The sequence below is a fragment of the Streptomyces sp. NPDC015131 genome, assembly GCF_043079975.1.
Taxonomy (GTDB): Bacteria; Actinomycetota; Actinomycetes; order Streptomycetales; family Streptomycetaceae; genus Streptomyces.
On record NZ_JBIBVB010000002.1, the window covers coordinates 1,180,428 to 1,206,314 of the forward strand.

Sequence of the window (25,887 nt, forward strand, 5' to 3'; positions counted from 1 at the left end):
CGCCCGGGGTGCCGGACACCCGCGACGAGCCGGGCGGGCCTCGGCTCCACGGGCCCCGGGAGCCGGAGCAGGAGCAGGAACCGGAGCAGGAGCCGCAGTCCGGGGTGCTCCGGGCGCCGGGGCGGTGGGAGGCCCTGCGGCGGAGGCTGCCGTGGCGGAGGCTGGTGGTGATGCCGGCGGTGCTGACGGTGCTGCTGCTGGGGACGTACTTCTGGATCTCGAACGTCCACCTGGACGTGATCGCGCGCAACGCGCTGGCCGGCGGGAACGTGCAGCTGCGGGTGTGGCAGCACATCAGGCTCACGGCGGTCTCCACCTTCTGGGTGCTGATCATCGCCGTTCCGCTGGGCGTCGTCCTGACCCGGCGCGGGATGCGGCAGGCGGCCCCGGTCGCGACGGCGGTGGCGAACGTGGGCCAGGCGACGCCGGCGATCGGCCTGCTGGCGCTGCTGGTGATCTGGCTGGGCATCGGCCCGTCGACGGCGGTGACCGGCATGGTGATCTACGCGGTGCTGCCGGTGCTGTCCAACACCATGGCGGGCCTGCGGGCCATCGATCCCCAGCTGGTGGAGGCGGCGCGGGGCATCGGGATGTCGGCGTGGGGCCGGCTGTCGCGGGTGGAACTGCCGCTGGCGGTGCCGCTGATCCTGGCGGGAGTGCGCACGGCGCTGGTGCTCAACGTCGGTACGGCGACGCTGGCGACGTTCGTCGGGGGCGGCGGGCTGGGCGATCTGATCACGACGGGCATCCAGACCCAGCGGATGGCGGTACTGGTGCTGGGGTCGATCCTGACGGTGGCGCTGGCCCTGCTGGTGGACTGGCTGGCGTCGCTGGCGGAGCTGCTGCTGACGCCGCACGGACTGGAGGCCGGGTGATGCGGTACGCGGTACGGGGCGCGCTGGTGCTGGCGCTGGTGGCGGCCGGGCTCACCGGGTGCGGGCTGAAGAGCGGCTCGCCGATGGTGGACGAGGTGCGGCCGGGCTCGGTGGGCCGGGGGCTGCCGCTGGCGGGCGCCTCGCTGACGGTCACGTCGAAGAACTTCAGCGAGAACATCATCCTGGGCCAGATGATCGGGCTGATCTTCAAGGCGGCGGGCGCGGAGGTGCTGGACCGGACGAACCTGCCGGGCTCCATCAGCGGCCGGGAGGCGATCATCAAGGGCGACGCCGACGCGATCTACGAGTACACGGGCACGGCGTGGATCACGTACCAGGGCCGTGACAAGCCGATCCCCGACCCGCGTGCGCAGTGGGAGGCGGTACGGGACGTGGACGTGCGCAACGGGGTGACCTGGCTGCCGCCGTCGACGCTGGACAACACGTACACCCTCGCCATCAACAAGCGGAACAACGCCAGGTACAAGCTGCGGACGCTGTCGGACGTGGCCGAACTGTCGCGGCGCGACCCGTCGGCGGTCACGCTCTGCGTGGAGAACGAGTTCGCCTCCCGGGAGGACGGCCTGCCGGGCATGGAGAAGGCGTACGGGATGACGATCCCGCCGGGCAACATCCGCAAGATGGACGCCGGGATCATCTACACCCAGGTGGCGAAGTCCGGTTCGTGCCTGCTGGGCGAGGCGTACACGACGGACGGCCGGATCAAGGCGATGGACCTGGACACCATGGCCGACGACAAGCACTTCTTCCCCAACTACAACGCGGCGCCGGCGCTGCACACGCCGACGTTCGAGCGGTACCCGGTGATCGCGGAGCTGCTCGACCCGCTGAGCGCCCGTCTGAACACGGCGGTGGCGCAGGAGTTGAACGCGCGGGTGGACGTGGACGGCGAGGACCCGCACGCGGTGGCGAAGGAGTGGCTGATCAAGGAGGGGTTCATCAAGGAAGGCTGAGGCCCCGCTCCCCCGGACGCCAAGAAGCACCCGCCCAGCACCCCGTGCACAGCACTCACTGCAAAGGACCGCTTGCAAAGAAACCCTTGCAAGCAAGTCTTTGCATCTCTACGCTGACGGCATGCCCGCATCCGAGAAGCCGGCCGCCCCCGGCACGCCGTCGATCCGCCAGCTCGACCCGCGCTCCCTGCGCGGCCTCGCCCACCCGCTGCGCATCCGGCTGCTCACCGCCCTGCGCCACCACGGCCCCGCCACCGCCTCCCAACTGGCTGAGCGGCTGGGCGAGTCGAGCGGGGCCACCAGCTACCACCTGCGCCAGCTCGCCTCGTACGGCTTCGTCGCCGACGCCCCCGAGCGCGGCAAGGGGCGGGAGCGCTGGTGGCAGGCCGTGCACCAGGGCACCGCCTGGGACGACTCGCTCTTCGACCAGGAGGACGCCGAGACGCGGGGCGCGGTCAATGTGTTCCTGCACGAGATCGCCACCCTGCACGGCCAGGAGCTGTCCACCTGGATCGGCACCATGCGCGAATGGCCCTCCGAGTGGGCCAGGAGCACCGATCTGAGCGACTTCACGCTGCGCCTCGCCCCCGCCCAGGTGCGCGAGCTGGACGAGAAGATCCACGAACTCATCAACGGCTACCGCGACGCCGAGCCCGCCGAGGGCGCCGCCAAGGTCCGGCTCCATGTGCACGCCTTCCCGCAGGCCGACGACCGAGAGGACACCCGGTGACCGCCACGCACCCCGACATACACCTGCTCCTGCACGCCGCGCGTGCCGCCGGCTTACCGTCCCGCGCCCCGCACCCCACCACCCCGGGCCGGCTCGCCTCCCGCGTCCATCGCGGCCCGCTCCGTACCCGACTGGGCTGGACGCTCGTGGAGTTCGGCCTGCGGCTGGTCGCCACTCCCCTTCCCCCGGCCCGCACCACCCGCCCCGCATGAGCGGCCCGCGCCGCCCGCTCGGGACCCTGCTGGCGGCCGAGGCAGTCTCCGTCACCGGCAATTCGCTGACCCTCATCGGCGTCCCGTGGTTCGCGCTCCAGAGCACCGGCAGCCCCGGCCGGGCGGGCCTCGTCGCCTTCTGCGCCACCCTCCCCGTGGTCGTCTCGGCGCTCGCCGGCGGGCCGGTCATCGACCGGATCGGCCGCCGGCGCGTCAGTGTCGCCTCGGACCTGGTGTGCGCGCTCGCCCTGGCCGCGATCCCGCTCCTGCACGGCGCGGGACGGCTCGACTTCTGGATGCTGTGCGCGCTGATGGGTGTGACCGGGCTGTTCCACGCGCCCGGCCAGACGGCCCGGCACGTCCTCGTCCCGGACCTGGCCGAGGGGGCGGGGACGACCCTCGCGCGGGCGGCGAGCCTGTTCGACGCGGTGTCGCGGGGTGCGCGGATGACGGGCGCCGCGCTGGCCGGCGTACTGATCGCGCTGCTGGGCGCGGAGACGGTGCTGCTGCTGGACGCGGTGACCTTCGGGCTCTCCGCGCTGCTGGTCCTGGCGGGGCTGCGCGGGGTCGCGGCGGCCGAGCCGCGGCGGGACGGCCCGCCGGTGTCGGCGGCCCGGTACCGGGCGGAGCTGCGCGAGGGGTACGCCTTCGTGCTGCGCTCCCGGCTGCTGCTGGGGATCACCCTGATGGTGATGGTCACCAACGGGCTGAACCAGGCGTGGAGTTCGGTGCTGCTGCCCGTGCACGCCCAGCGCAACCTCGGGGGCGCCGCCGCGATCGGCCTGGTCACGGCGGTGTTCGGCGGGTGCGCCCTGCTGGGGGCGCTCGTCTACGGGGCGGTGGGGCACCGGCTGCGGCGGCGGCCGGTGTTCACGGTCGCGTTCCTGCTGGGCGGCGCGCCGCTCTACGTCGTCGCGGCGCTGACCGACGACGTGACGCCCCTGGTGGTGACGATGGCGGTGGCCGGGCTGGGGGTCGGGACGCTGAACCCGATCCTGACGACGTTGATGTACGAGCGGGTGCCGGACGCGCTGCGCAGCCGGGTCGCGGGGGTGACGACCGCCGGGGTGCTGATGACCATGCCGCTGGGCGGTGTCGGCGCGGGCCTGCTGGTGGAGGGCGCGGGCCTGGCCCCGGCGCTGCTCGCGGTCGGCGCCGTCTACTTCCTGATGACGCTGACCCCGGCCGTCTTCCCGAGCTGGCGGGAGATGGACGGCGCGGGGGCCGCGCTCAGCAGCTCGGGACCTTCTTGCCCTGCTCCAGGGCGCGCAGCGAGGACACCGCGTCCTTGAGGGTGCTCACCGGGACGAGCCGCAGCCCGGCGGGCTTCTCCGCCTGCGCGTCCGCGCACTCGTCCTTCGGTACGAGGAAGACGGTGGCGCCGTCCCGGTGGGCGGCCTGCGTCTTGAGGGACACCCCGCCCACGGCGCCGACCTTCCCGTCGGCGTCGACCGTCCCCGTACCGGCGACGATCCGGCCGCCGGTGAGGTCGCCGCCGGAGCCGTCGCCCTGGATCTTGTCGATGATGCCGAGCGCGAAGAACAGCCCGGCGGACGGCCCGCCGACGTCGGCGAGCTGCAGGTCGACCTCGACCTGCTCGGGGCTCTTGCCGAGGTACCCGAGGGCGGCCTCGACGGCGGTGTTCTGCGACTCGCGCATCTGGCCCAGGTTGCGCTTCTCGATCTCCGCGTCGGACTTGCCGGCCGGGTAGACGGAGTCGCGCGGCAGGACGGCCCGGTCGGTGCGGAACCAGCTGTCGACGACGTCCCCGAGGTCGACGTCGGCACGCGGGCCGGTGGCGACGATGGTCGTCATCAGCAGTTCGCCCCGGGTCTCGCGGACCGGCACCCCGGAGACGGTGATGACCTGCCGGCCCTTGTGCTCCCCGAGGACGTCACTGGTCGAGCCGGGCTGCGCCAGGGTGAAGGGCAGCGGCGCGACCCCGGCGACGACGAGCAGGGCGACGACGGGGAGGGCGCACAGGGCGAGAGCACGGGGGCGCGAGAGCGTGGAGAGCACGGTGCCAAGATATCCCCCGCCCCGAGCCGCCCCCCGGCCCGGGAAGGCGCACCGGCTCGGCGCACCGCCCCCTGCGGCGTACCGGCTCGTACGCCGGCCCCTCACGCCAGGCCCGCCCGCACACCAACCCCACCCGTACGCTCGACCTGCTCCGCGCTGCGGCCCACCCTGGCTCAAACGCCGGCCTCACCCGCCCGCCCGGCCCGCTCCGCGCTGCGGCCCGCCCGGCGGGTCAGCGCAGGGCGTCCGCCACTTCGCGGGCGGCGTCCACGACGCGGGGGCCCACCCGCTCGGGCACCGCGTCCGCGAGCATCACCACGCCGACGCTGCCCTCGACGCCGGTCACCCCGAGCAGCGGGGCCGCCGCGCCGCTGGCGCCCGCCTCCAGCTCGCCGTGGGTGAGAGTGTAGCCGGGGTCGCCGAGGGCACCCTGCCGGGCGGCGAGTATCGCGCGGCCGGCCGCGCCCCGGTCCAGCGGGTGGCGGAAGCCGGCCCGGTAGGCCACGTGGTAGTCGGTCCAGGTCGGCTCGACGACCGCGACCGCGAGCGCCTCCGCCCCGTCGACCAGGGTGAGATGGGCGGTGGCGCCGATGTCCTCGGCGAGCGCCCGCAGCGCGGGCAGCGCGGCCTCCCGTACCAGCGGGTGCACCTGGCGGCCCAGGCGCAGCACGCCGAGGCCGACGCGGGCGCGTCCGCCGAGGTCGCGGCGGACCAGGGCGTGCTGTTCGAGGGTGGCGAGCAGACGGTAGACCACGGTCCGGTTGACCCCGAGCTTGTTGGACAGCTCGGTGACGGTCAGCCCGTGGTCGGTGTCGGCGAGCAGCTTGAGGACCCGCAGTCCTCTGTCGAGCGTCTGGGAAGTCTCCGCGGTCACGACGCCCTCTCCTTCGGAGTGAGTGGCGGCGGACACTCTCAAGGGCGGACGCGCCACCGGTCCCATCGGCGACGCACGGAGAGGCCGCCGGCAGGCCATGGCACACCGGCTGCGCTCCGCGGCGGCGCTGCCACGGGGCGTTTGTATGGCGATTGCCGGGACAGTAGCGAGGGACTCCGCTCAGCGGAAGACCTCGTCCAGAATCCGGTCGCAAGCGTTTTCACCCCGGGCAATGCGCCCCGAAACGCCCCGAATGCCCCACTCAAGCGCCACCCCGCGTCGAAGACCGTGGCTCCCGGTGCCGCCTCAGCGCATCCGCGTGGCCCACTCCTGGACCTTCTTGATCCGCTCGCGGATCTGCCCGGCCGTGGCCTCCGCGCTGGGCGGCCCGCCGCAGACCCGGCGCAGCTCGGTGTGGATGACGCCGTGCGGCTTGCCGCTCTGGTGGACGTAGGCGCCGACCATGGTGTTGAGCTGCTTGCGCAGTTCGAGCAGTTCCTTGTGGGAAACGACGGGGCGCCGCTCGGCGGGCAGCTCCAGCAGGTCGGCCTCTTCGGCGGGCTTCTGCTTGCTGTGCGCGATCTGCCGCGCCTGCCGCTTGCGCAGCAGGAGCTGGACCTGGTCGGGCTCGAGCAGCCCGGGGATGCCGAGGTAGTCCTGCTCCTCGGCGCTGCCGGGGTGGGCCTGCATGCCGAACTCGGCGCCGTCGTACAGCACCCGGTCGAAGACCGCGTCGGACTCCAGGGCCTCGAAGGGCAGCGCGTCCTGCTCGCCGGTGTCCTCGTCCTGCTGCTTGTTGGCCTCGTCCATCTCCTTCTCGGACTCGGCGTAGGGGTCCTCGTCGGCGCCGTCCTTCTTCGGCTTGTCGAGGGCGTGGTCGCGCTCGACCTCCATCTCGTTGGCGAAGGTCAGCAGGTTGGGGATGGTGGGAAGGAACACGGACGCGGTCTCGCCGCGCCTGCGCGATCGTACGAAACGGCCGACGGCCTGGGCGAAGAACAGGGGCGTGGAGATGGTGGTGGCGTACACCCCGACGGCGAGGCGCGGGACGTCGACGCCCTCGGACACCATCCGGACGGCGACCATCCACCGGTCGTCGCCCTCGCTGAACTCGTCGATCCGCTTGGACGCGCCCGCGTCGTCGGAGAGGACGACGGTCGCCTTCGTCCCGGTGATCTCCCGGATGAGCTTGGCGTAGGCGCGGGCGGAGTCCTGGTCGGAGGCGATGACGAGGCCGCCGGCGTCGGGGATGCCCTTGCGGACCTCGGTGAGCCGCTGGTCGGCGGCGCGCAGCACGTTGGGCATCCAGTCGCCGCGCGGGTCGAGGGCGGTGCGCCACGCCTGGGAGACGGCGTCCTTGGTCATCGGCTCGCCGAGCCGGGCGGCGACCTCGTCGCCGGCCTTGGTGCGCCAGCGCATGTTGCCGCTGTAGCTGAGGAAGATCACCGGCCGGACGACGCCGTCGCCGAGGGCGTTGCCGTAGCCGTACGTGTAGTCGGCGGCCGAGCGGCGGATGCCGTCGTTGCCCTCCTCGTACGTGACGAAGGGGATGGGGTTGGTGTCGGAGCGGAAGGGCGTGCCGGTGAGCGCGAGCCGCCGGGTGGCGGGCTCGAACGCCTCCAGGCACGCCTCGCCCCAGGACTTGGAGTCGCCGGCGTGGTGGATCTCGTCGAGGATGACGAGCGTCTTGCGCTGCTCGCTGCGGTTGCGGTGCAGCATCGGCCGTACGCCGACACCGGCGTAGGTGACGGCGACGCCGTGGTACTCCTTGCTCAGCGGCCCGGCGCTGTAGTCGGGGTCCAGCTTGATCCCTATCCGCGCGGCGGCGGCGGCCCACTGCTTCTTCAGGTGCTCGGTCGGCGCGACGACGGTGACCTGCTGCACGACGTGGTGGTGCAGCAGCCAGGACGCGAGGGTGAGCGCGAAGGTGGTCTTGCCGGCGCCGGGGGTGGCGACCGCGAGGAAGTCGCGCGGCTGCTCCTGGACGTATCGGTCCATCGCGGCCTGCTGCCAGGCGCGCAGCTTGTTCGCGGTGCCCCAGGGGGCGCGGCCGGGGAAGGCGGGTGAGAGGTGATGGGAGGCGGTAGTAGTCACGGTCTCCGCTTCGGGCTCTCGGCTGGTACGTACGACAACCGGGCCACCCTACCGGTGCCTCGCCCCCACCCCGCCCGGGACGCCGCCGTGACCGCGCGGAGTGCGACACGGCTCACACCGCGAGGCCCGGCGGGCCCGGTCATGAACACCGTGTGGCAGTCGTGTTGCGGCGCTTCCGGCGCGGTGGGGCGGCGTTCTACGGTCGTACCGAAGCACCTCACGACCGTGTGCCCGAGTGGCTCAGGGGCCGGACTGCAACTCCGGTGACGCGGGTTCGAATCCCGCCACGGTCTCCGGGGCACGAGGCGTACACCCATCGCGGTGTACGCCTCGTCGCATGGGGCGGGGCCCCCGGGGGTCATCCCTGCGGGGGTGTCGTGACGGCGGCCTGGGGGCGGATGGGGAGGCGGTTGACGGGGCGGCCCGTGGCGGAGCGGACCGCGGCGGCGACCGCGGCCGGGGAGGTGACCACGGGGACCGCGCTGGCGGCCTTCGCGCCGAAGGGGGCGACCACGTCGCGCTCCTCGACCAGCTTGACGATGCGGATGTCCGGGGCGTCCAGCGACGTCGGCAGGGCGTAGCCGGTCAGGTCGGGGTGGCGTACCAGGCCCCGGGCGGTGCGGAGGTTCTCGGTGAGGGCCGCCCCGACGCCCTGGGTGACGCCCGCCTCGATGCGGGTGGCGAGCTGGGCGGGGTTCAGGACGCGGCCGACGTCCTGCGCGACGGCCATCTCGACCACCCGGACGGAGCCGATCTCGACGTCGACGTCCACCACCGCGCGGATCGCGCAGAAGGCGAGGCCGACGAACGCGTCGCCCTGGCCGTTGTCGTCGAGGGGCTCCGTGGGGTGGGGGCGGCACTGGGCGGTCGCCCAGAGTTCCTTGCCCTCCAGGGCCTCCATGACGGTGGTCGACAGCACCCCGTCGTACGAGGTGATCTTGCCGTCGGTGATCTGGAGCAGCTCGGTGGACATGCCGAACTTGTGCGCCAGCGGCTGGAGCAGCTGGGTGCGCACCATCTTCGCGGCGCGCTCCACGGCGCCGCCCGACACCCAGGTGTGGCGGCCGTGGGTCGCCGGTCCGGCCGGCGGCTGGTCGGTGTCGACGGAGGCGACGTGCACCTCGTCGATGCCCAGGGTGTCCTGGACGATCTGCCGGGCGAGGGTGGAGAAGCCCTGGCCGGTCTCGACGGCCGCGCAGATGACGGTGGCGACGCCGTCGTGCACCTTGACGGTGGCGGTGGACACCTCGTCGGTGCCCTCCGCGCCGAGCATGTGGACCATCCCGAGGGCGTAGCCCACACCGCGGCGCACCGCGCCGGGTTCGCCCGCGCCCTCCGGGCCGCCGGGCAGCAGCCAGTCGTCCTCCGGGGTGTCCGCGGGGAGGTCCGGCAGCGGGAAGTCCCTTACGGCCTGGAGGAGTTCGGCGACCGGCGCCGGGCAGGTGACCGTCTGGCCGGTGGTCAGGATGTCGCCGGTGGCCAGCGCGTTGCGCAGGCGCAGCTCGGCGGGGTCGACGCCGAGGCGGGCGGCGAGCTTGTCCATCTGCGCCTCGTACGCGGCGCACACCTGCATCGCGCCCTCGCCGCGCATGTGCCCGGAGGGCGGGTTGTTGGTGCGGACCGCCCAGCCCTCGACGAAGGCGTGCGGCACGACGTACGGGCCGCAGGCGAAGGCGACGGCGGCGGCGAGCGACTCGGAGGACGCCTCGGCGTAGGCGCCCGCGTCCAGCAGGATCTGCGCCTCGACCTTGACCAGGCGGCCCTCGGCGTCGGCGTGGTGGCGGTAGCGCAGCAGCGTGGGGTGGCGGTGCGGGTGGCCGAGGAAGGACTCCTCGCGGGTGGCGGCCAGTTTGACGGGGCAGCCGGTGCGCAGCGCGAGGAGGCCGAGGGGGATCTGGAAGCCGGGGTCCTCGCGGTCGCCGGTGGCGCCGGGGACTCCGGTGACGACCACCTTGACCTGCTCGGGGCCGAGGCCGAAGCACGCGGCGGCCAGGTCCCGGTCGGTGTGCGGGTCGGTGGAGGCGGTGTAGAGGTCGACGCCCCCGTCGGGGCGGGGCACCGCGAGCCCGGCCTCGGCGCCGATCGGCGCGGGGTCCTGCCGGCCGATGCGGTACAGGCCCTCCACGACGACCTCGCCGGCGGCCTCCGGGTCGCCGTAGCGCAGCGGGATGTGCCGGATCAGGTTGCCGTCGGGGTGGAGGGGCGCGGCGGCGAACGCCTGCTCGGGGTCGGTGACCGGGTCGAGCAGCTCGTACTCGACGGCGATGGCCGCGGCGGCCAGCCGGGCCGTGTCGGGGTGGTCGGCGGCGACGGCGGCGATGGCCTCGCCGTGGTGGCGGACGAGGTCGGAGGCGAAGACCGGCCGGTCGGCGACGGTGCGGCCGTAGGTGGCGGCGCCGGGCACGTCCGCGTGCGTGACCACGGCCCGTACGCCGGGCATCCCGGCCGCGGCCGCGGTGTCGATGGAGACCACGCGCGCGTGCGCGTGCGGGGAGCGGAGGACGGCGGCCCACAGCAGGCCCTCGGCCCACAGGTCGGCGGCGTAGGGGAAGGTCCCCTCCGTCTTGGCGCGGGCCTCCGCGGACGGCAGCGACGCGCCCAGCCCGTGGTCCGGCAGCTCCTGCTGGGGTCCTTGGGGGCCGTCGACCGCCGGGATGGCGGTGGCCGCGTCGTTGCTCACGCCGTGCCTCCGTCGTGCGGGTGGGGGATCTGGTGCGGGATGCGGGCCTGGGCGGCGCCGCCCTGGCCGGGGGCGGGGGCGTCGGGGGCGTCGGCCGCCCCGGCCGCCTCGGCCGCCGCGGCGCGTTCGGCGACGACGTCGCGCACGGCGTCGAGGACCCCCCGGTAGCCGGTGCAGCGGCAGAGGTTGCCGCAGAGGGCCTGGCGGGTCTCCCGCTCGCTGGGGGCGTGGTTGCCCTCCAGCAGGTCGTGGACGGTCATGGCCATGCCGGGGATGCAGAAGCCGCACTGGACGGCCCCGCAGCGGGCGAGGGCGCGCTGGACGTCGGAGGGTTCGCCGTCGGTGGCGAGCCCCTCGACCGTGCGCACCTCGCTGCCGGCCGTGGTCGCGGCGGGCACCAGGCAGGAGGCGACGAGCCGGCCGTCCACCTGGACGTTGCAGGCGCCGCACTCGCCCTGGGAGCAGCCGTCCTTGGCGCCGGCGAGGCCGAGCCGCTCACGCAGCACGTAGAGCAGGGACTCGCCGATCCAGGCGTCGGTGACGGGCCGGTCGGTGCCGTTGACGCGCAGCACGTACGAGATGTGCGGGTGCTCGTCGCCGGCGGTGACGTGCGCCGGCGCGGGCGCCCCGGGTTCCTCGGCGGCCCCGGGCTCGTGGGCGGCCCCCGGCTCGCCGGGCTCCGGCGCGGGGACGGGCTCCGCGTGGACGGCCTCCGGCGCGGCCCCGGGCTCCGCTCGTACGGGCTCCGCGGGCTCCGGATCCGGTCCGGCGGGCGCGCCGGGCTCCGCGGGGACGGGCTCCGGCGCGGGCTCCGCGTGGACGGGCTCCGGGGCCGTGTCCTCCGCCGGGGCGGGCGGCGGCGCGGGCGTGGCCCAGGGTGCGGGGGCGCCGCCCGGCAGGGTGGCGGGCGGATTGCCGCTGGTCCACTGCGAGGCGAGCGCCGACGTGGTGAACTCGCCCGACTCGTCCGGAAGGTCCCCCTGGGCGACCGGGACCGTCCACTGCCCGGTCAGCTCCGTGGGCGCGGGCGCCGGGGCCCGGTACTCCCACTGCGCGGTGGCGTTCGGGTCGTGCCCGGCCCACGCCTCCGGCGGTACGTAGCCGTGCCCGGGCGCCTCCAGGGGCGCGCCGGTGCCGGACAGGTCCGGGGGCAGCTGGACGAAGGCGGTGGCGTCGCCGTCGTACTCGCCCGGCGGCGTCGGCTGCCAGCCGGCGCCCTCCCGCCGGTCGTCGTTCTCGTCGGTGGTCATGACAGCGCCCTCCCCAGTGCCCGTCGGGCCAGCGCGGCGACCGTGCGCCGCAGGTGCAGTACGGCGGGCGGGAACTGCTCCCCGCCCGGCGGGTCCGGGATGCAGGCGGCGGCGACGTACTCGCCGAACGCGGTCAGCGCCTCGGGGGCCAGCCCCCGGTCGTTGTCCCAGTCGATGAGCGACGCGATCCAGCGCTCCGCCTCCAGCGGCCGCAGCGGCATCGGGGCGATCGCGCCGATCGCGCACCGCACCCCGCGCCGCGCCGGGTCCAGGACGACCGCGACGGACGCCGTGGCCCGCCCGGGGCCGGTCCGCCCGGTCGCCTTCAGGTACACCTGCGGGGCGTGCAGGAGCGGGACGCGCACATGGCCGATCAGCTCGGCGGGGCCCAGCAGTTCCCGGCCGGCGAGCAGGTGGGTCACCGGGACCTCGCGCAGCCCGCCGGGGCCCGCGACGACCAGGTCCGCCTCCAGGGCGGCCAGCACGGGGAGGGCGTCGCCGGTGGGCGCCGCGGTGACGATGTTGCCGCCGAGGGTGCCGGCGTTGCGGATCTGGGGCGGGCCCGCCGCGCGGGCGGCCGCCGCCAGGGCGGGGATGAGCGCCGCGAAGTCGGGGCGGCCCATGCGCGCGTGGGTGAGGCCGGCGCCCAGCAGGGCGTGGCCGTCCTGGTACTGCCAGCCCCGGATCTCGTTGATGCGGCCGAGGCCCACGAGACCGGCGGGGCGCAACTGGCCCTTGTTGACGGCGGCCATCAGGTCCGTACCGCCCGCCACGGGCACGGCGGCGGGCATGGCGCTGAGCGCCGCCACGGCCTCGCCGAGCGTGGTCGGCAGCATCACGGACTGCGCCGCCTGCGGTGCGTGCGTGGTCAACCCAGCTGCCCCTTCCCGGTGTCCCGGCTGTCCCGGCCGGCCCGCCTGTGTGGCCGTACCGTACGTGCTCACAGCCCCGACGTGGCAACTCTGGCACATCTTCCAGGCCGGTCGGCGCGCAGGTCCGCGAAGCACGCATCCGCCCCGGACATCCCGTGACCTGCGAGATGAACCGGTTTGCCAGGCCCCTGGCGGGACGGGGGGATTGCCACTTCTCGGCGACCTTGTACGACTTATTCCGGGCGGGCCGCGCGTCGGCGGGGGCGCCGGGGCGCACGCCCCTCCGCCGGGGTCACACGTTCGGGGGCGGACCGTCGAGCGGGCGGCCGGCGATCCCGGGGCGGCGCTGCCACGGCAGGGGGCCGCCCGGCGGGCGGTAGGCGACGCCGAGGGCGTCCAGGCGCCGGTAGTGGGTGGCCATCCGGCGCTCGAAGTCCGCGAAGTCGCGGGCGGCCGGGTCGGTGGGCAGCCGGGCGGACCAGGCGACTTCGGCGAAGGCGGCGAGGCGCGGGAACGCCTGGTAGTCGACGCGGGCGCGGGAGTCCATGACCTCGGTCCACAGGTTCGCCTGGGCGCCGATGACGTGCGCGGCGGCCTCCGGGGACAGCCCCGGCGGGACGGGCTCGAAGCGGTAGACGTCCTCCAGGGTGCGGACGTACCCGATGGGCACCGGCTCGTCGGGGCCGGCGGCCTGCCGGTGGTCCAGGTACACGTGCTGTTCGGGGCACATGACGACGTCGTGGCCGGCCTCGGCGGCGGCGATCCCGCCGGCGTACCCGCGCCAGGAGGAGACGGCCGCGCCGGGTGTCAGGCCCGCGTCCGTCGTGCCGCCCTCCAGGATCTCGTCCCAGCCGATGAGGCGGCGGCCCCGCTCGGCCAGCCAGCGGTCGAAGTGCCGGACGAACCACGACTGGAGCTCGTCCTCGCCGGCCAGCCCCAGCTCCCGGATGCGGGCCTGCGCGGCCGGGGACGCCCTCCACTGGTCCTTGGGGCACTCGTCGCCGCCGATGTGGACGAAGGGCGAGGTCTCCGCCGGGAAGAGGTCGAGGATCTCCTCCAGGACGCCCTCGTAGAAGCGCAGGGTGGCGTCGGTGGGGGCGAGGACGTTCGGGTTGACGCCCCAGGTGTCCCAGACGGTCAGTGACGCCGTGTCGACGACGTCGGTGTTGCCGAGTCCGGGGTACGCGGCGATCGCGGCCTGCGAGTGGCCGGGGACGTCGATCTCGGGGACGACGCGGATGTGCCGCTCGGCGGCGTAGGAGACGATCTCGCGGATGTCGTCCTGGGTGTAGTGGCCGCCGTGCGGGGTGTCGTCCCAGAGGTCCGAGGCCCGGTGCCCCCGCTTGGTGCGCGCCCGCCAGGCGCCGACCTCGGTGAGCCGGGGGTGGCGCCGGATCTCCACGCGCCAGCCCTGGTCGTCGGTCAGGTGCAGGTGCAGGACGTTGAGTTTGTGGGCGGCGACGAGGTCGACGAAGCGGAGGACGTCGTCCTTGGGGAGGAAGTGCCGGGCGACGTCCAGCATGACGCCGCGCCAGGGGAAGCGCGGGGCGTCCTCGACGGCGACGGCGGGGACGCGCCACTCCCGGCCGGGCGGCCCGACGGGTGCCCTGCGGTACGCGTCGGGCCCGAGGAGCTGACGGTACGTCTGGACGGCCCGGAACACTCCGGCGGCGCTGCCGCCCTCGATGCGCTGCGCGTGCCCGTCGACGACGATGCGGTGGCCCTCGGGCGGCAGCGCGGGGTCGATGCCCAGCACGATCCGGCCGCCGGTGTCGTTCCCGTCCGGGAAGGGCAGGCCGGTGGCGGCCCCGATCGTGGCGCGGAACCAGCGGGCGACGCCCTCCGTGCCCGGGCGGGCCTCCAGTTGGGTGTCCGCGTCGAGGACGGCGTACCCGGCGGGCCGCACCCACCGGGCGGCGGACGGGGCGGGGATCAGGTCCAGGGGATCCATCGGTCGTCAGTCCTTCACCGCGCCGCCGAGCCCGGACACCAGGCGGCGCTGTACGAGTACGAAGAAGACCAGCACCGGGATGGTCATGACGGTGGACGCGGCCATGATGCCGCCCCAGTCGTTCTCGTCCGGTTTGAAGAAGACGAGCAGGGCCATGGGCAGGGTCGACTGGGAGGTGTCGCTGATGAGGAACGACTTGGCGAACAGGAAGTCGTTCCAGGTGGAGATGAAGGAGAAGACGCTGGTCGCCACCAGCCCCGGGAAGACCAGCGGGAAGAGGATCTGCCACAGGAACCGGGAGCGGCTCGCGCCGTCGAGGTACGCGGCCTCCTCCAGCGCCTCGGGGACGGCCCGGACGAAGCCGCGCAGCATCCAGACGGCGAAGGGGAGGGAGAAGGCGATGTGCGGCAGGATCAGCGCGCCCAGGGTGTTGAGCTGGCCGAGGTCCCGCATGAGGAAGAACAGCGGGATGGTCAGCGCCTCGATCGGCACCATCTGCGCCACCAGGAACATCACCAGCAGGGTCGTGCGGAACCGGAAGCGGAACCGGGTGACGGCGGTGGCCGCGAGGAAGGCGATCAGGGCGGAGGCGACGACGACGGTGGTGGCGACGAGCAGGCTGTTGAGGAAGTAGCGGCCGAAGTCCTGCTGGTCGAAGACGCGGCGGAAGGAGTCGAGGGTCGGGGCCAGGGTCCACGGGCGGGGTTCGGTGGACTGGATCTCGCCGGCCGGCTTCAGCGCGGAGAGCACCATCCAGTACAGCGGGAAGGCGACCACGGCCGCGGTGAGCAGGGCGGTGGCCTCGGCGGCCAGCCGCCAGGGGCGCCGTACGCGCGGGACGCGGATCACAGTTCTTCTCCCTGGCGTCGCATCAGGCGGAGGTGGACCAGCGTCACCGCGAGCAGGATCAGCAGCATCACGACGCCGATCGCCGCGCCCAGGCTGTACTGGGAGGACGCGAACGCCTTCTGGTACGCGTAGACGTTGAGGACCAGGTTCTGTCCGGCGATGCCTCCGCCGTTGGTCATCACATAGATCTGGGTGAAGACCTTGAAGTCCCAGATCACCGACTGGATGGTGACGACGACCAGGATCGGCCGCAGCAGCGGCGCGGTGACGGAGCGCCAGGTGCGCCACTGGGAAGCGCCGTCGAGGGCGGCGGCCTCCAGCACCTCGGTGGGGACGGCGCGGATGCCCGCGTAGACGGTGACCATCACGAACGGGAACGAGCACCAGACGACTTCGAACAGCACCAGGGCGAAGGCGCTGTAACGGCCGTACGTCCAGGAGAAGTCGCCCAGCCCGAGCAGCCGGTTGACGGGCCCGTGGTCGGGGTCGAAGAGGAACACCCAGACGGTGGACCCGGTGACGGCCGGTGTCGCCCAGGCGCCGAGCGCGGCCAGCATCAGCGCGAGGCGCGGCAGGGCGCGGACCCGGGTGAGGAGGACGGCGAGGGCGCAGCCCACGGCCAGGGTGGTGACGACGCAGGCGGCGGCGAACAGCACGGTGGCGAGGAGGACCTGCCGGAACTGGGGGTCGCGGACGAGGGCGGCGTAGTTGCCGAGGCCCTGGAAGCTGGTCGGCTCACCGCCGCTGACCTGGGCCTGGGTGTACTCCAGCAGGGAGATCAGGCCGAGTTGGTAGATGGGGTAGACCAGGAGGGCGCCGAGCACGGCGAGGGCGGGGGCCAGGTAGAGCCACGGGGTCCAGCGCCCGTGCCGCCCGGGGGTGCCCGCGGGGCGGGTGCGGCGGCCGGGGCGCGGTCCGGTGCGGCGGCCGGTTCGCGGGGACGGTACGGCACCGGCCTTGGCGACCGGGGCGGCGGGCGCCCCTGGGGGCGTTCCGGGGGGCGTTCCGGGGGCGGGGTGCGCGGGGGCCGGGGGGCTGGTGTCGCGGGCCATGGTCAGCCCGCCGCGCCGGCGAACGCCGCGTCCATCCGGTCCGCCGCGCCGGCGCTCGCCGCCGCCACGTCTTTGCGGCCGCTCACGATCTCCTGGAACATCGTCGGCAGGATCAGCGAGGCGTCGATCTGCCCCCACGCCGGGGAGGCGGGGACGAACTGGGTGCCGGCGGCGAGCGTGTCGGTGAACGGCTTCACGAACGGCTGCTTGCGCGCCGCCTCGGCGCGTACGTCCGTGTACGTCGGCAGGAAGCCCATCGCGTCGAACAGGGCCCGCTGGGTGTCCTTGCCCGCCAGCGACTTCATCAGGTCCACCGCCAGGGTGCGGTGCGAACTGCTCTTGAGCACGCCCACGTTGTTGCCGCCGGCGAAGGCGGGGGCGATCGACCCGGGTGTCACGCCGGGCAGCGGGACGACGGCGTACGCGCCCTTGACCTTGCCGGCCTCCACGGCCGCGCGGCTGAAGTCGCCGCCGATCGCCATGGCCGCCCGCCCGGAGGCGAAGGCAGTGACGGTCGCGTTGCCGCCCATGGAGGCGCACGTGGCGGCGGGGCAGTTGTGGTCGCCGAAGAGGGAAGTGTACGCGGCGATGCCCCGGCGCGCGGCGGCGCTGTCGACGGCGGCGGTGTACGTGCCGCCGGTGCGGGTGGCGAGCCCGCCGCCGTGCGCCCAGAGGAAGGGCAGGGCCCCGTACGTGTAGGCGCCGCCGACGGCGATGCCGTACATCGCGGGCCTGGCCGCGCGGATCTTCCGGGCGGTGGCGGCCAGTTCGGCGAGTGTCCTGGGCGGTGCCAGGCCGAGTTCGCGGAAGACGTCGGTGCGGTAGTACAGCGCCCGTACGCCGACGAAGAGCGGCGCTCCGTACACCTTGCCGTCCACGGTGACCGAGGCGCGGGCGGTGGGGTCGGTGTCCTTGGCGTCGGCCCAGGCGGCGAACTCGGCGCTGACGTCGGCGAGTCCGCCGTCCTTGACGTACCCGGCGGTGTCGGTGTTGCCGTACTCGATGACGTCCGGCGCGCTCGACGGGTCGTTGAAGGCGGCCTTGACGCGCTGCGCGCGGGTCTCGACGGGGATGTACTCGACCTGGACGTCGGCGCCGGGGTGCCGCTTCTCGAAGGCGGCGACGGCCGTGTCGACCACCCGCTCCTTGGGCTTGTTGCCGACCTCCTGGAAGAGCCAGACCCGCAGGGTGCCGGTCCTGGCGTCCTCCGTGGGGCGGGCGCCGGAGGTCCCGGGGGCGCAGGCGGCGGCCATGGTGACGAACAGGGCGGCGACGGGGGCGACGAGCCGGGCAGGAAGCTTCATGACGGATTCCCCTCCGAAGGCGTTGCAGCATACGCAACGAGCGTTTCGCACTGCACAACACGCAGGAGGTTAGAGCCGGCCGACGGCGCCCACAAGAGGTCTCGACCACTCCGTGATCAAAAGACGGCCACGCGAAAAAGGCGAGGGCCCCCGGGGCGTACGTGCGTACGCGCCCCGGGGGCCCTCGGTGTGCGGTCCGGACCGGTTACTTCTTGTCCTTGCCGCCCTTGCCGCCCTTGTCCTTGTCGCCGCCGGCGCCCATGGACTCGTAGATCTCCTTGCACATCGGGCAGACCGGGTACTTCTTCGGGTCGCGGCCCGGTACCCAGACCTTCCCGCACAGCGCCACCACGGGAGTGCCGTCGAGGGCGCTCGCCATGATCTTGTCCTTCTGGACGTAGTGGGCGTAGCGCTCGTGGTCGCCGTCGCCGTGCGACACCTGTGGCGTCGGCTCTACGAGGGTCCCCGTACCTGCCCCGCGCTCGGGCTCAAGAGTGCTCATGAGCTCCAAGGGTACCCACGCCGGCCCGGTCCCGGGAGCGAGGGCCCGCCCGGCCCGGCGGGGCGCCCCGGCCGGTCGCTGTGAACCCGGTCACCCGCGCGCCCCCGGCGGACCGCCCGCCGGCCGGCGCGGACGGATGGCCGAAAGTCGCCGTGATGCCCGGCCGCGTCAGTTGAGCGACGGATCGTCCGGGTACGTGGCGATCATGGCCAGCTCGCCGCGCTGGCGGCGCAGCACCTGGCGCCAGAGCCCCTCGGGGCGCGGGGACGACACGTCGCCCGGCTCGGAGTCGACCACGAACCAGGCGCCCTCGGCCATCTCGTCCTCCAGCTGGCCGGGGCCCCACCCGGCGTACCCGGCGAAGATCCGCAGGCTGCCCAGCGCGGCGGCGAGCAGCTCCGGCGGGGTCTCCAGGTCGACCAGCCCGATCGCCCCGTACACCCGCCGCCATCCGAGGGGGCCCTCGTCACCGGGGATGACGGCGAGCCCGAGGGCGGCGTCGAGGGAGACCGGGCCGCCCTGGAAGACCACGCCGGGCTCGCCGGCCAGCGGCGCCCAGCCCTCCAGGATGTCGCCCACGTCCACCGGGGTCGGGCGGTTGAGGACCACGCCGAGCGAGCCCTCGTCGTCGTGATCGAGCAGCAGGACGACCGCGCGGTCGAAGTTCGGATCCGCCAGCGCGGGGGTGGCCACGAGCAGCCGTCCTGTGAGCGAGGACACCTCGGTCATGCCGACATGATCCCGCATCCGGGCCTCCGGCGGAGGGTCGGCCGCCGCATCACGGCCAACCGGGAGGCGGGAGCGGGTCCCCGCCACCGCCGGGGCCGCCCGGGCGGCCACGCGGACCGCCGCCCTGGCCGAAAGCGGACCGTAACCGTCCGCAAGGACCGGCGAACGGAGGGTGTTGTGCCGAATTCATTACATCTGACTGGCGTCCTCGGGCTACCAAGAAGGCCACTCCGCCCCCTTACCCTTTTCCCTGGCCCCCTGCCCGATCTCCCCCTAGCTCCGCCGGGGGGACCACCGGAACGCGAGATTCATGACCGGCACAGACGATGTACTGCTTGTCCATGGCGGAACCCCGCTGGAGGGCGAGATCCGCGTCCGCGGCGCGAAGAACCTCGTGCCCAAGGCGATGGTCGCCGCTCTGCTCGGCAGCGAGCCGAGCCGACTGCGCAATGTGCCCGACATCCGTGACGTCCGCGTCGTCCGCGGACTGCTCCAGCTCCACGGCGTGACCGTCCGCCCCGGCGAGGAGCCGGGCGAGCTGGTCCTGGACCCCACCCACGTCGAGTCGGCCAACGTCGCCGACATCGACGCGCACGCGGGCTCGTCGCGCATCCCGATCCTGTTCTGCGGACCGCTGCTGCACCGGCTCGGCCACGCCTTCATCCCGGGCCTGGGCGGCTGCGACATCGGCGGCCGGCCGATCGACTTCCACTTCGACGTGCTGCGCCAGTTCGGCGCGACGATCGAGAAGCGGGCGGACGGCCAGTACCTGGAGGCCCCGCAGCGGCTGCGCGGCACCAAGATCCGCCTGCCGTACCCCTCGGTCGGCTCGACCGAGCAGGTGCTGCTGACGGCCGTGCTGGCGGAGGGCGTCACGGAGCTGTCCAACGCGGCGGTGGAGCCGGAGATCGAGGACCTCATCTGCGTGCTGCAGAAGATGGGCGCCATCATCTCCATGGACACCGACCGGACCATCCGGATCACCGGTGTCGACAAGCTCGGCGGCTACACCCACCGCGCGCTGCCGGACCGCCTGGAGGCGGCCTCCTGGGCGAGCGCGGCCCTGGCCACCGAGGGCAACATCTATGTGCGCGGCGCGCAGCAGCGCTCGATGATGACGTTCCTCAACACCTTCCGGAAGGTCGGCGGCGCCTTCGAGATCGACGACGAGGGCATCCGCTTCTGGCACCCGGGCGGCGCGCTCAACGCGATCGCGCTGGAGACGGACGTGCACCCCGGCTTCCAGACCGACTGGCAGCAGCCGCTGGTGGTGGCGCTGACGCAGGCCGCGGGCCTGTCCATCGTCCACGAGACGGTGTACGAGTCGCGGCTCGGCTTCACCTCCGCGCTCAACCAGATGGGTGCGCACATCCAGCTCTACCGCGAGTGCCTGGGCGGGTCGGACTGCCGGTTCGGGCAGCGCAACTTCCTGCACTCGGCGGTCGTGTCCGGCCCGACGAAGCTCCAGGGCGCGGACCTGGTCATCCCGGACCTGCGCGGCGGGTTCTCGTACCTGATCGCGGCGCTGGCCGCGCAGGGCACGTCGCGGGTCCACGGCATCGACCTGATCAACCGCGGCTACGAGAACTTCATGGAGAAGCTCGTGGAGCTGGGCGCGAAGGTCGAACTGCCGGGCAGCGCCATCGTCTGACGCCCCGTGAGGCCCGCCGGGCCCGCCGACGGCCCCCCGCCACCCCGGCGGGGGGCCGTTCTGCGTCCCCCGCGGCCCGCGGGGCCTTCCTGGCCGCCCCGGGGCCCTGAGGACGGCGTACGGGCGCCACGGGGCCGCTCCCGCGCCCGTACGGGCCCGGTGGGCCGGGCGGACACGGCCGGTGCGTGTACGGGCCGGACGGCCGGGCGGACACGGCCGGTGCGTGGACGCGGCAGGGCGGGGGCGTACGCCTGTGCGCGTACGCGGAAGGGCGGCCACCCCCACCGGGGTGACCGCCCTCGCGACGCCTGGGGTCTTACTTGCCCTTGGCGGCTTCCTTGAGCTTGGAGCCCGCGGAGACCTTCACGCTGTAGCCGGCCGGGATGTTGATCGGGTCGCCGGTCTGCGGGTTACGAGCGGTGCGAGCGGCACGGTGGGTGCGCTCGAAGGTCAGGAAGCCGGGGATGGTGACCTTCTCGTCGCCCTTGGCGACGACCTCGCCGACGGTCTCGGCGAGCGCGGCCAGCACGGCGTCGGCGTCCTTGCGGGTCACCTCGGCACGGTCGGCCAGGGCGGCCACCAGCTCACTGCGGTTCATGTTGTTACTCCCGTGTTCTTCTTGCTGTTGAGGCGTGCCACGCGGCTGGGCCGCACTATGGGCACAGCGAAGCCGATGCTGCCAGGGGCCTCGGACAGTCCCCGGACCCGGGTCTGCCGTCAGACCCTCGCGCCCGAATACGCATCCTGCCCCCACCAGCGGCGGGAAAGCCAATCCGGCACCCTCCGGAGTCACACGAAAAGCGCCACAGTCCCACCGTGGTGACGTTGGGTCGACCGCGCCGGGACTCCCCGGAGCCGAACCGCCACCCTAAAGGGGGCTTGACGGCCCGGGGAGGCGCGACGCGCCGGGGGTCAGGCGGACGTGGGCGCTGTCACACCGGCGCCGGCGGCCTTGGCGGCGTCCCGTACGGCACCCGCCACCGCGCCCGCGACCTTGTCGTTGAAGACCGACGGGATGATGTAGTTCGGGTTCAGCTCGTCCTCGGTGACGACGTCGGCGAGGGCGGTCGCCGCCGCGAGCATCATCTCCGTGTTGACGGTGCGGGACTGGGCGTCGAGCAGGCCGCGGAAGACGCCGGGGAAGACCAGCACGTTGTTGATCTGGTTGGGGAAGTCGGAGCGGCCGGTGGCCACAACTGCCGCGGTCTGCCGGGCGGTTGCGGGCTCCACCTCGGGGTCCGGGTTCGCGAGCGCGAACACGATGGCGCCCTCCGCCATGGCGGCGACGTCCTCGCCGGAGAGCACGTTCGGGGCGGAGACGCCGATGAAGACGTCGGCCTCGCGCACGGCCTCCTTGAGGGTGCCGGTGACGCCCTCGGGGTTGGTGTTGTCGGCGATCCAGCGCAGCGGCGACTCGGGGTCGGCGGCGACCAGGTCCTCGCGGCCCGCGTGCACCACGCCGTGGATGTCGGCCACGACCGCGTGCTTGACGCCCGCCGCGATGAGCAGCTTGAGGATGGCCGTGCCGGCCGCGCCGGCGCCCGACATCACCACGCGGACGTCCCCGATGGCCTTGTTCACCACGCGCAGCGCGTTGGTCAGGGCGGCGAGGACGACGATGGCGGTGCCGTGCTGGTCGTCGTGGAAGACCGGGATGTCGAGGGCCTCGCGCAGCCGTGCCTCGATCTCGAAGCAGCGGGGCGCGGAGATGTCCTCCAGGTTGATGCCGGCGAAGCCGGGGGCGATCGCCTTGACGATCTCCACGATGGCGTCGGTGTCCTGGGTGTCCAGGCAGATGGGCCAGGCGTCGATGCCGGCGAAGCGCTTGAAGAGGGCGGCCTTGCCCTCCATGACGGGCAGGGCGGCCTTGGGGCCGATGTTGCCCAGGCCCAGCACGGCGGAGCCGTCCGTCACGACTGCGACGGAGTTGCGCTTGATGGTGAGGCGGCGGGCGTCCTCGGGGTTCTCGGCGATCGCCATGCAGACGCGGGCCACGCCGGGCGTGTAGACCATGGAGAGGTCGTCACGGTTGCGGATGGGGTGCTTGGACGCCATCTCGATCTTGCCGCCGAGGTGCATCAGGAACGTACGGTCGGAGACCTTGCCCAGGACGACGCCCTCGATGCCGCGCAGCTTGCCGACGATCTCCTCGGCGTGCGCGGTGGAGGTGGCGGCGATGGTGACGTCGATCCGGAGCTTCTCGTGGCCGGAGGCGGTGACGTCGAGGCCGCTGACCGAGCCGCCGGAGGATTCCACAGCCGTGGTGAGCTGGGAGACCGCTGTACCGCTCGCGGGCACCTCCAGCCGGACCGTCATCGAGTACGAGACGCTGGGCGCCGTTGCCATGGCCGTGTTCCTCTGCTTTCCCTGGTTCGTTGCCGCTCCGTACCGGCGGGTGGCCGGGACGGAGCCCTCCGATGGTCGCACCTACCTGCGAGTAGCAGGTAATAGCGGTCGTTTCGGTCGTTCAGTTTTCGGAAACTGTTTTCCACCATACGAGAGAGCCCACCATACGGGGGAGCGGGGGTCGGCGGAAGACCCAACGGACGAACGACAGCAGGTCCGCGCCATCGGAGGATGACACGGACCTGCTGAAGGGGGCTTGAGTGGCACCGACCCGCCATGCTCGCCTCGCGGCAAGTGGTCGCTCGTAGCGACGAAGGTTGGGCCCGGGGGCTTGGATCGGGCCGGTGCCACACCCAGGCTAACAAACCACCCCGGTAAGTGATTCCCCCGCGCGCGAAGACGTCCCGACGGAGTGCTCACGCCCTCCGCCGGACGGCCTACGGCACCGGCGGACACCGGCCCTCCGGGCGGCGGACACGGGCCCGCCGGGCGGGCGGACACCGGCCCGCCCGCCGACGGGGCGTCAGCCGGGCGCGCCCGCGCCTCAGTCCCGCAGCAGGTCGGGAACGCCCGCCGCGTCCGGCTCGTCCCGGCGGCCCGAGACCACCGTCAGCTGCTGCGTCGCCCGGGTGAGCGCCACGTACAGCACCCGCAGGCCCGCCGGGGACTCGTCGGCGATCTCGGCGGGCGAGACCACCACCGTCGCGTCGTACTCCAGGCCCTTGGCCTCCAGGCTGCCCAGGGCCACCACCCGGTCGCCCAGGTCCGCCAGCCGGCGGGCCGCCTGCTCGCGCCGGTTCATCGCGACCACCACGCCCACGGTGCCGTCCACCCGGTCCAGCAGCCGCCGCGCCTCCTCCCGTACGACCTCGAACAGGTCGCCCTCCCCCACCGCGACGAAGCGCGGCTCCACGCCCGTGGAGCGGACCGCCCGGGGCGCCTCCATGCCCGGCATGGCCAGGGCCAGCACCTTGGCGGCGAGTTCCGCGATCTCGGCCGGGTTGCGGTAGTTGACGGTCAGCTCGAAGCGGCGGCGCGGCCGGGTGCCCAGCGCCTCGTCCCGCGCCTCGGCGGCCTCGTCCGGCACCGACCACGACGACTGGGCCGGGTCGCCCACCACCGTCCAGGTGGCGTGCCGCCCGCGCCGGCCGACCATCCGCCACTGCATGGGCGTGAGGTCCTGCGCCTCGTCCACGATGACGTGGGCGTACTCGGTGCGCTCCTGGGCCAGCCGCTCCGCCCGCTCGCGCTGCGTCTCCTCCCGTACCGGCATCAGCTCCTCCAGCCCGGTGAGCTGGTCCAGCGGGTCGAGCTCCCGCTTCCTGCGCGGGCGCGCCGGGGCGCCCAGCAGCGTCTGGAGCTCGTCCAGCAGGGCCACGTCGTGCACGGACAGCTCGTCGCGGCGCAGCGAGCGGGCCAGGCGCCGCACCTCGCCGGGGTTGAGCACCCGGCGCGACCAGCGGCCCAGCCGCTTCTCGTCGGCCATGGCGGCAAGGACGCGGCGCGGGGTCAGCTCGGGCCACCAGGCGTTCAGGAACTCGGTGAAGCTGTCCTCGGTGGTGACGTCCTCGTCGAAGGAGGAGCGCAGCTCGGCGGCCAGCTCCGGGTCGCCGGGGTGCCGGGAGGCGGCGCCGGACTTGGCGTACAGCGCGTCCAGCAGGAGCCGGCGGGCGCGGGGGCGGAGCAGGTTCACCGGGGCGGTGCCGCCGAGGGCGGCGTTGCGGATGCGGGTCAGCTCCTCGCCCTCCAGCTCCAGGCGCCGCCCGAAGGCCACCACCCGCAGCCGGCCGGGCGTGTCCCCGGTCTCCAGGGCGCCCCGCACGGCCTTGCGCAGCACCTTGAGCATCCGGGAGGAGCCCTTGACGCGGGCGACGGCCGGCTCGTCGTACGCCGTGGCCTCGGCCCCGTCGACCAGGCTGCCGACCGCGCGGATCGCGACCTGGCCCTCCTCGCCCAGCGACGGCAGGACGCCCTCGGTGTAGGCGACGAGCAGCGGGGTGGGCGAGACGATGAGAATGCCGCCCGCGTATCTGCGCCGGTCCTGGTAGAGCAGGTAGGCGGCGCGGTGCAGCGCGACGGCCGTCTTCCCGGTGCCGGGGCCGCCCTCGACGTACGTGACGGAGGCGGCGGGGGCGCGGATGACGAGGTCCTGCTCGGCCTGGATGGAGGAGACGATGTCGCGCATGGTGTGGCCGCGGGCCTGCCCGAGCGCGGCCATCAGGGCGCCGTCGCCGATCACGGCGAGGTCCTCGCCGCCGATGCGGGCGGTCAGCTCGGGGCGCATCAGGTCGTCCTCGACGCCGAGGACCTTGCGGCCCCGGGAGCGGATGACCCGGCGGCGCACCACCCGGCCGGGCTCGACCGGGGTGGCGCGGTAGAAGGGCGCGGCGGCCGGGGCGCGCCAGTCGATGACCAGCGGGGCGTAGTCGGAGTCGAGGACGCCGATGCGGCCGATGTGGAGGGTCTCGCCGATGTCGGCGGTGCCGTCCGGGCGTACGGCGTCGTCGGCGGGTTCGACGGAGGTGTACGCGCCGTCGGGGCCCTTCTTGCCGTCCTTGCCGTACAGCAGGTCGATGCGGCCGAAGAGGAAGTCCTCGTACTCGTTGTTGAGCCGGTTGAGGTGGATCCCGGCGCGGAAGACCTGGGCGTCCCGCTCGGCGAGCGCGCCGGGCGTGCCGACCTGGCCGCGCCGGGCGGCGTCGTGCATCAGGAACTCCGCCTCGTGGATCTTCTCCTCGAGGCGGCGGTACACCTGGTCCAGGTGGTCCTGCTCGATCCCGATCTCGCGGTCCCGGACCGAGTCCCGGACCTGTTCCCGGACCTGGTCCCGGTTCGGGTCCGGGTGTGGTTCCGGGTTCGAGTCCGGGAGCGTGTCGACACCACGGTCGGCTTCCTGCGCGGCCACCGAGGCCCCCTTCTGACG

21 protein-coding genes and 1 tRNA gene are annotated in these 25,887 nt (G+C 73.8%); 7 read left to right on the plus strand and 15 right to left on the minus strand.

The genetic code is table 11. From position 1 onward, the window contains the following. Nucleotides 1-8: 8 nt before the first annotated feature. From ACF08D_RS10990 to ACF08D_RS11010, 5 genes are all read left to right on the plus strand, one after another. Complete coding sequence (locus ACF08D_RS10990) at nucleotides 9-875, plus strand: ABC transporter permease (RefSeq protein WP_392222366.1); 867 nt, start codon at nucleotides 9-11, stop codon at nucleotides 873-875. Continuing rightward, entirely contained in the window at nucleotides 875-1,849 is a 975-nt protein-coding gene (locus ACF08D_RS10995; protein ID WP_392222241.1) for a glycine betaine ABC transporter substrate-binding protein, read from the plus strand. The genes ACF08D_RS10990 and ACF08D_RS10995 overlap by 1 nt, the downstream gene beginning before the upstream one ends. Nucleotides 1,850-1,970: 121 nt before the next feature. After that, nucleotides 1,971-2,579: an ArsR/SmtB family transcription factor gene (locus ACF08D_RS11000; RefSeq protein WP_392222242.1), complete on the plus strand. Its 609-nt coding sequence runs from the start codon at nucleotides 1,971-1,973 to the stop codon at nucleotides 2,577-2,579. After that, the gene (locus ACF08D_RS11005) at nucleotides 2,576-2,791 is read left to right on the plus strand and encodes a hypothetical protein (RefSeq protein WP_392222243.1); all 216 of its coding nucleotides are present in this window, start codon (nucleotides 2,576-2,578) and stop codon (nucleotides 2,789-2,791) included. The genes ACF08D_RS11000 and ACF08D_RS11005 overlap by 4 nt, the downstream gene beginning before the upstream one ends. Continuing rightward, nucleotides 2,788-4,083, plus strand: a complete 1,296-nt coding sequence (locus tag ACF08D_RS11010; RefSeq protein WP_392222244.1) for an MFS transporter — start codon at nucleotides 2,788-2,790, stop codon at nucleotides 4,081-4,083. The genes ACF08D_RS11005 and ACF08D_RS11010 overlap by 4 nt, the downstream gene beginning before the upstream one ends. Here the strand turns inward: ACF08D_RS11010 and ACF08D_RS11015 are convergent. From ACF08D_RS11015 to ACF08D_RS11025, 3 genes are all read right to left on the minus strand, one after another. After that, a complete protein-coding gene (locus tag ACF08D_RS11015) occupies nucleotides 4,022-4,810 on the minus strand; it encodes a S16 family serine protease (RefSeq protein ID WP_392222245.1) in 789 nt (262 codons plus the stop codon). The two genes, ACF08D_RS11010 and ACF08D_RS11015, sit on opposite strands and share 62 nt — an antisense overlap. A gap of 232 nt (nucleotides 4,811-5,042) precedes the next feature. After that, nucleotides 5,043-5,684, minus strand: a complete 642-nt coding sequence (locus tag ACF08D_RS11020; protein WP_392222246.1) for an IclR family transcriptional regulator — start codon at nucleotides 5,682-5,684, stop codon at nucleotides 5,043-5,045. 306 nt (nucleotides 5,685-5,990) lie between these two features. Beyond that, nucleotides 5,991-7,778 (minus strand): DEAD/DEAH box helicase, encoded by a 1,788-nt coding sequence (locus ACF08D_RS11025; RefSeq protein WP_392222247.1) that lies wholly within the window; start codon nucleotides 7,776-7,778, stop codon nucleotides 5,991-5,993. 221 nt (nucleotides 7,779-7,999) lie between these two features. Between ACF08D_RS11025 and ACF08D_RS11030 the strand changes: the two genes are divergently transcribed. Continuing rightward, nucleotides 8,000-8,071 (plus strand) — tRNA-Cys (locus ACF08D_RS11030). Between the two features lie 65 nt (nucleotides 8,072-8,136). Here ACF08D_RS11030 and ACF08D_RS11035 read toward each other — a convergent pair. From ACF08D_RS11035 to ACF08D_RS11075, 9 genes are all read right to left on the minus strand, one after another. Beyond that, on the minus strand, nucleotides 8,137-10,458 hold the full coding sequence (locus ACF08D_RS11035; protein ID WP_392222248.1) for a xanthine dehydrogenase family protein molybdopterin-binding subunit: 2,322 nt from the start codon (nucleotides 10,456-10,458) through the stop codon (nucleotides 8,137-8,139). Further along, a complete protein-coding gene (locus ACF08D_RS11040; RefSeq protein WP_392222249.1) occupies nucleotides 10,455-11,708 on the minus strand; it encodes a 2Fe-2S iron-sulfur cluster-binding protein in 1,254 nt (417 codons plus the stop codon). The genes ACF08D_RS11035 and ACF08D_RS11040 overlap by 4 nt, the downstream gene beginning before the upstream one ends. Next, the gene (locus ACF08D_RS11045) at nucleotides 11,705-12,580 is read right to left on the minus strand and encodes an FAD binding domain-containing protein (RefSeq protein ID WP_392222250.1); all 876 of its coding nucleotides are present in this window, start codon (nucleotides 12,578-12,580) and stop codon (nucleotides 11,705-11,707) included. Before ACF08D_RS11045 ends, ACF08D_RS11040 begins: the two co-directional genes overlap by 4 nt. 292 nt (nucleotides 12,581-12,872) lie before the next feature. Further along, complete coding sequence (locus tag ACF08D_RS11050; RefSeq protein ID WP_392222251.1) at nucleotides 12,873-14,531, minus strand: beta-N-acetylhexosaminidase; 1,659 nt, start codon at nucleotides 14,529-14,531, stop codon at nucleotides 12,873-12,875. 6 nt (nucleotides 14,532-14,537) lie between these two features. After that, nucleotides 14,538-15,380 (minus strand): carbohydrate ABC transporter permease, encoded by an 843-nt coding sequence (locus ACF08D_RS11055; protein WP_392222252.1) that lies wholly within the window; start codon nucleotides 15,378-15,380, stop codon nucleotides 14,538-14,540. Continuing rightward, nucleotides 15,377-16,432 carry a carbohydrate ABC transporter permease gene (locus ACF08D_RS11060; RefSeq protein ID WP_392222253.1) on the minus strand — a complete coding sequence of 352 codons (1,056 nt, stop codon included), beginning with the start codon at nucleotides 16,430-16,432 and terminating at the stop codon, nucleotides 15,377-15,379. The genes ACF08D_RS11055 and ACF08D_RS11060 overlap by 4 nt, the downstream gene beginning before the upstream one ends. A gap of 2 nt (nucleotides 16,433-16,434) precedes the next feature. After that, complete coding sequence (locus ACF08D_RS11065) at nucleotides 16,435-17,736, minus strand: extracellular solute-binding protein (protein WP_392222254.1); 1,302 nt, start codon at nucleotides 17,734-17,736, stop codon at nucleotides 16,435-16,437. Nucleotides 17,737-17,941: 205 nt separating this feature from the next. Then, nucleotides 17,942-18,238, minus strand: coding sequence for a DUF3039 domain-containing protein (locus ACF08D_RS11070; protein ID WP_392222255.1), 297 nt, complete (start codon nucleotides 18,236-18,238; stop codon nucleotides 17,942-17,944). Nucleotides 18,239-18,406: 168 nt separating this feature from the next. Further along, nucleotides 18,407-18,967 (minus strand): YqgE/AlgH family protein, encoded by a 561-nt coding sequence (locus tag ACF08D_RS11075; RefSeq protein ID WP_392222256.1) that lies wholly within the window; start codon nucleotides 18,965-18,967, stop codon nucleotides 18,407-18,409. A gap of 310 nt (nucleotides 18,968-19,277) precedes the next feature. On the opposite strand from ACF08D_RS11075, the gene murA reads away from it, so the two are divergent. Next, on the plus strand, nucleotides 19,278-20,618 hold the full coding sequence (murA, locus tag ACF08D_RS11080; protein ID WP_126886772.1) for a UDP-N-acetylglucosamine 1-carboxyvinyltransferase: 1,341 nt from the start codon (nucleotides 19,278-19,280) through the stop codon (nucleotides 20,616-20,618). Between the two features lie 316 nt (nucleotides 20,619-20,934). Here the strand turns inward: murA and ACF08D_RS11085 are convergent, their stop codons facing one another. The 3 genes from ACF08D_RS11085 to ACF08D_RS11095 all read right to left on the minus strand — a co-directional run bounded on the left by ACF08D_RS11085 (nucleotide 20,935) and on the right by ACF08D_RS11095 (nucleotide 25,746). Continuing rightward, nucleotides 20,935-21,216 (minus strand): HU family DNA-binding protein, encoded by a 282-nt coding sequence (locus tag ACF08D_RS11085; RefSeq protein WP_017237029.1) that lies wholly within the window; start codon nucleotides 21,214-21,216, stop codon nucleotides 20,935-20,937. 314 nt (nucleotides 21,217-21,530) lie between these two features. Next, a complete protein-coding gene (locus ACF08D_RS11090; RefSeq protein ID WP_392222257.1) occupies nucleotides 21,531-22,964 on the minus strand; it encodes an NAD-dependent malic enzyme in 1,434 nt (477 codons plus the stop codon). Between the two features lie 544 nt (nucleotides 22,965-23,508). Next, a complete protein-coding gene (locus ACF08D_RS11095; RefSeq protein WP_392222367.1) occupies nucleotides 23,509-25,746 on the minus strand; it encodes a HelD family protein in 2,238 nt (745 codons plus the stop codon). Nucleotides 25,747-25,887: the final 141 nt, after the last annotated feature.

What these genes read in the sequence shown, in the direction of transcription:
- ACF08D_RS10995 (WP_392222241.1), top strand. Translation starts at nt 875, where the DNA reads ATGCGGTACGCGGTACGGGGCGCGCTGGTGCTGGCGCTGGTGGCGGCC.
- ACF08D_RS11000 (WP_392222242.1), top strand. Translation starts at nt 1,971, where the DNA reads ATGCCCGCATCCGAGAAGCCGGCCGCCCCCGGCACGCCGTCGATCCGC.
- ACF08D_RS11010 (WP_392222244.1), top strand. Translation starts at nt 2,788, where the DNA reads ATGAGCGGCCCGCGCCGCCCGCTCGGGACCCTGCTGGCGGCCGAGGCA.
- ACF08D_RS11040 (WP_392222249.1), bottom strand. Translation starts at nt 11,708, where the DNA reads ATGACCACCGACGAGAACGACGACCGGCGGGAGGGCGCCGGCTGGCAG.
- ACF08D_RS11050 (WP_392222251.1), bottom strand. Translation starts at nt 14,531, where the DNA reads ATGGATCCCCTGGACCTGATCCCCGCCCCGTCCGCCGCCCGGTGGGTG.
- ACF08D_RS11060 (WP_392222253.1), bottom strand. Translation starts at nt 16,432, where the DNA reads ATGGCCCGCGACACCAGCCCCCCGGCCCCCGCGCACCCCGCCCCCGGA.
- ACF08D_RS11065 (WP_392222254.1), bottom strand. Translation starts at nt 17,736, where the DNA reads ATGAAGCTTCCTGCCCGGCTCGTCGCCCCCGTCGCCGCCCTGTTCGTC.
- ACF08D_RS11070 (WP_392222255.1), bottom strand. Translation starts at nt 18,238, where the DNA reads ATGAGCACTCTTGAGCCCGAGCGCGGGGCAGGTACGGGGACCCTCGTA.
- ACF08D_RS11075 (WP_392222256.1), bottom strand. Translation starts at nt 18,967, where the DNA reads ATGACCGAGGTGTCCTCGCTCACAGGACGGCTGCTCGTGGCCACCCCC.
- murA (WP_126886772.1), top strand. Translation starts at nt 19,278, where the DNA reads ATGACCGGCACAGACGATGTACTGCTTGTCCATGGCGGAACCCCGCTG.
- ACF08D_RS11085 (WP_017237029.1), bottom strand. Translation starts at nt 21,216, where the DNA reads ATGAACCGCAGTGAGCTGGTGGCCGCCCTGGCCGACCGTGCCGAGGTG.
- ACF08D_RS11090 (WP_392222257.1), bottom strand. Translation starts at nt 22,964, where the DNA reads ATGGCAACGGCGCCCAGCGTCTCGTACTCGATGACGGTCCGGCTGGAG.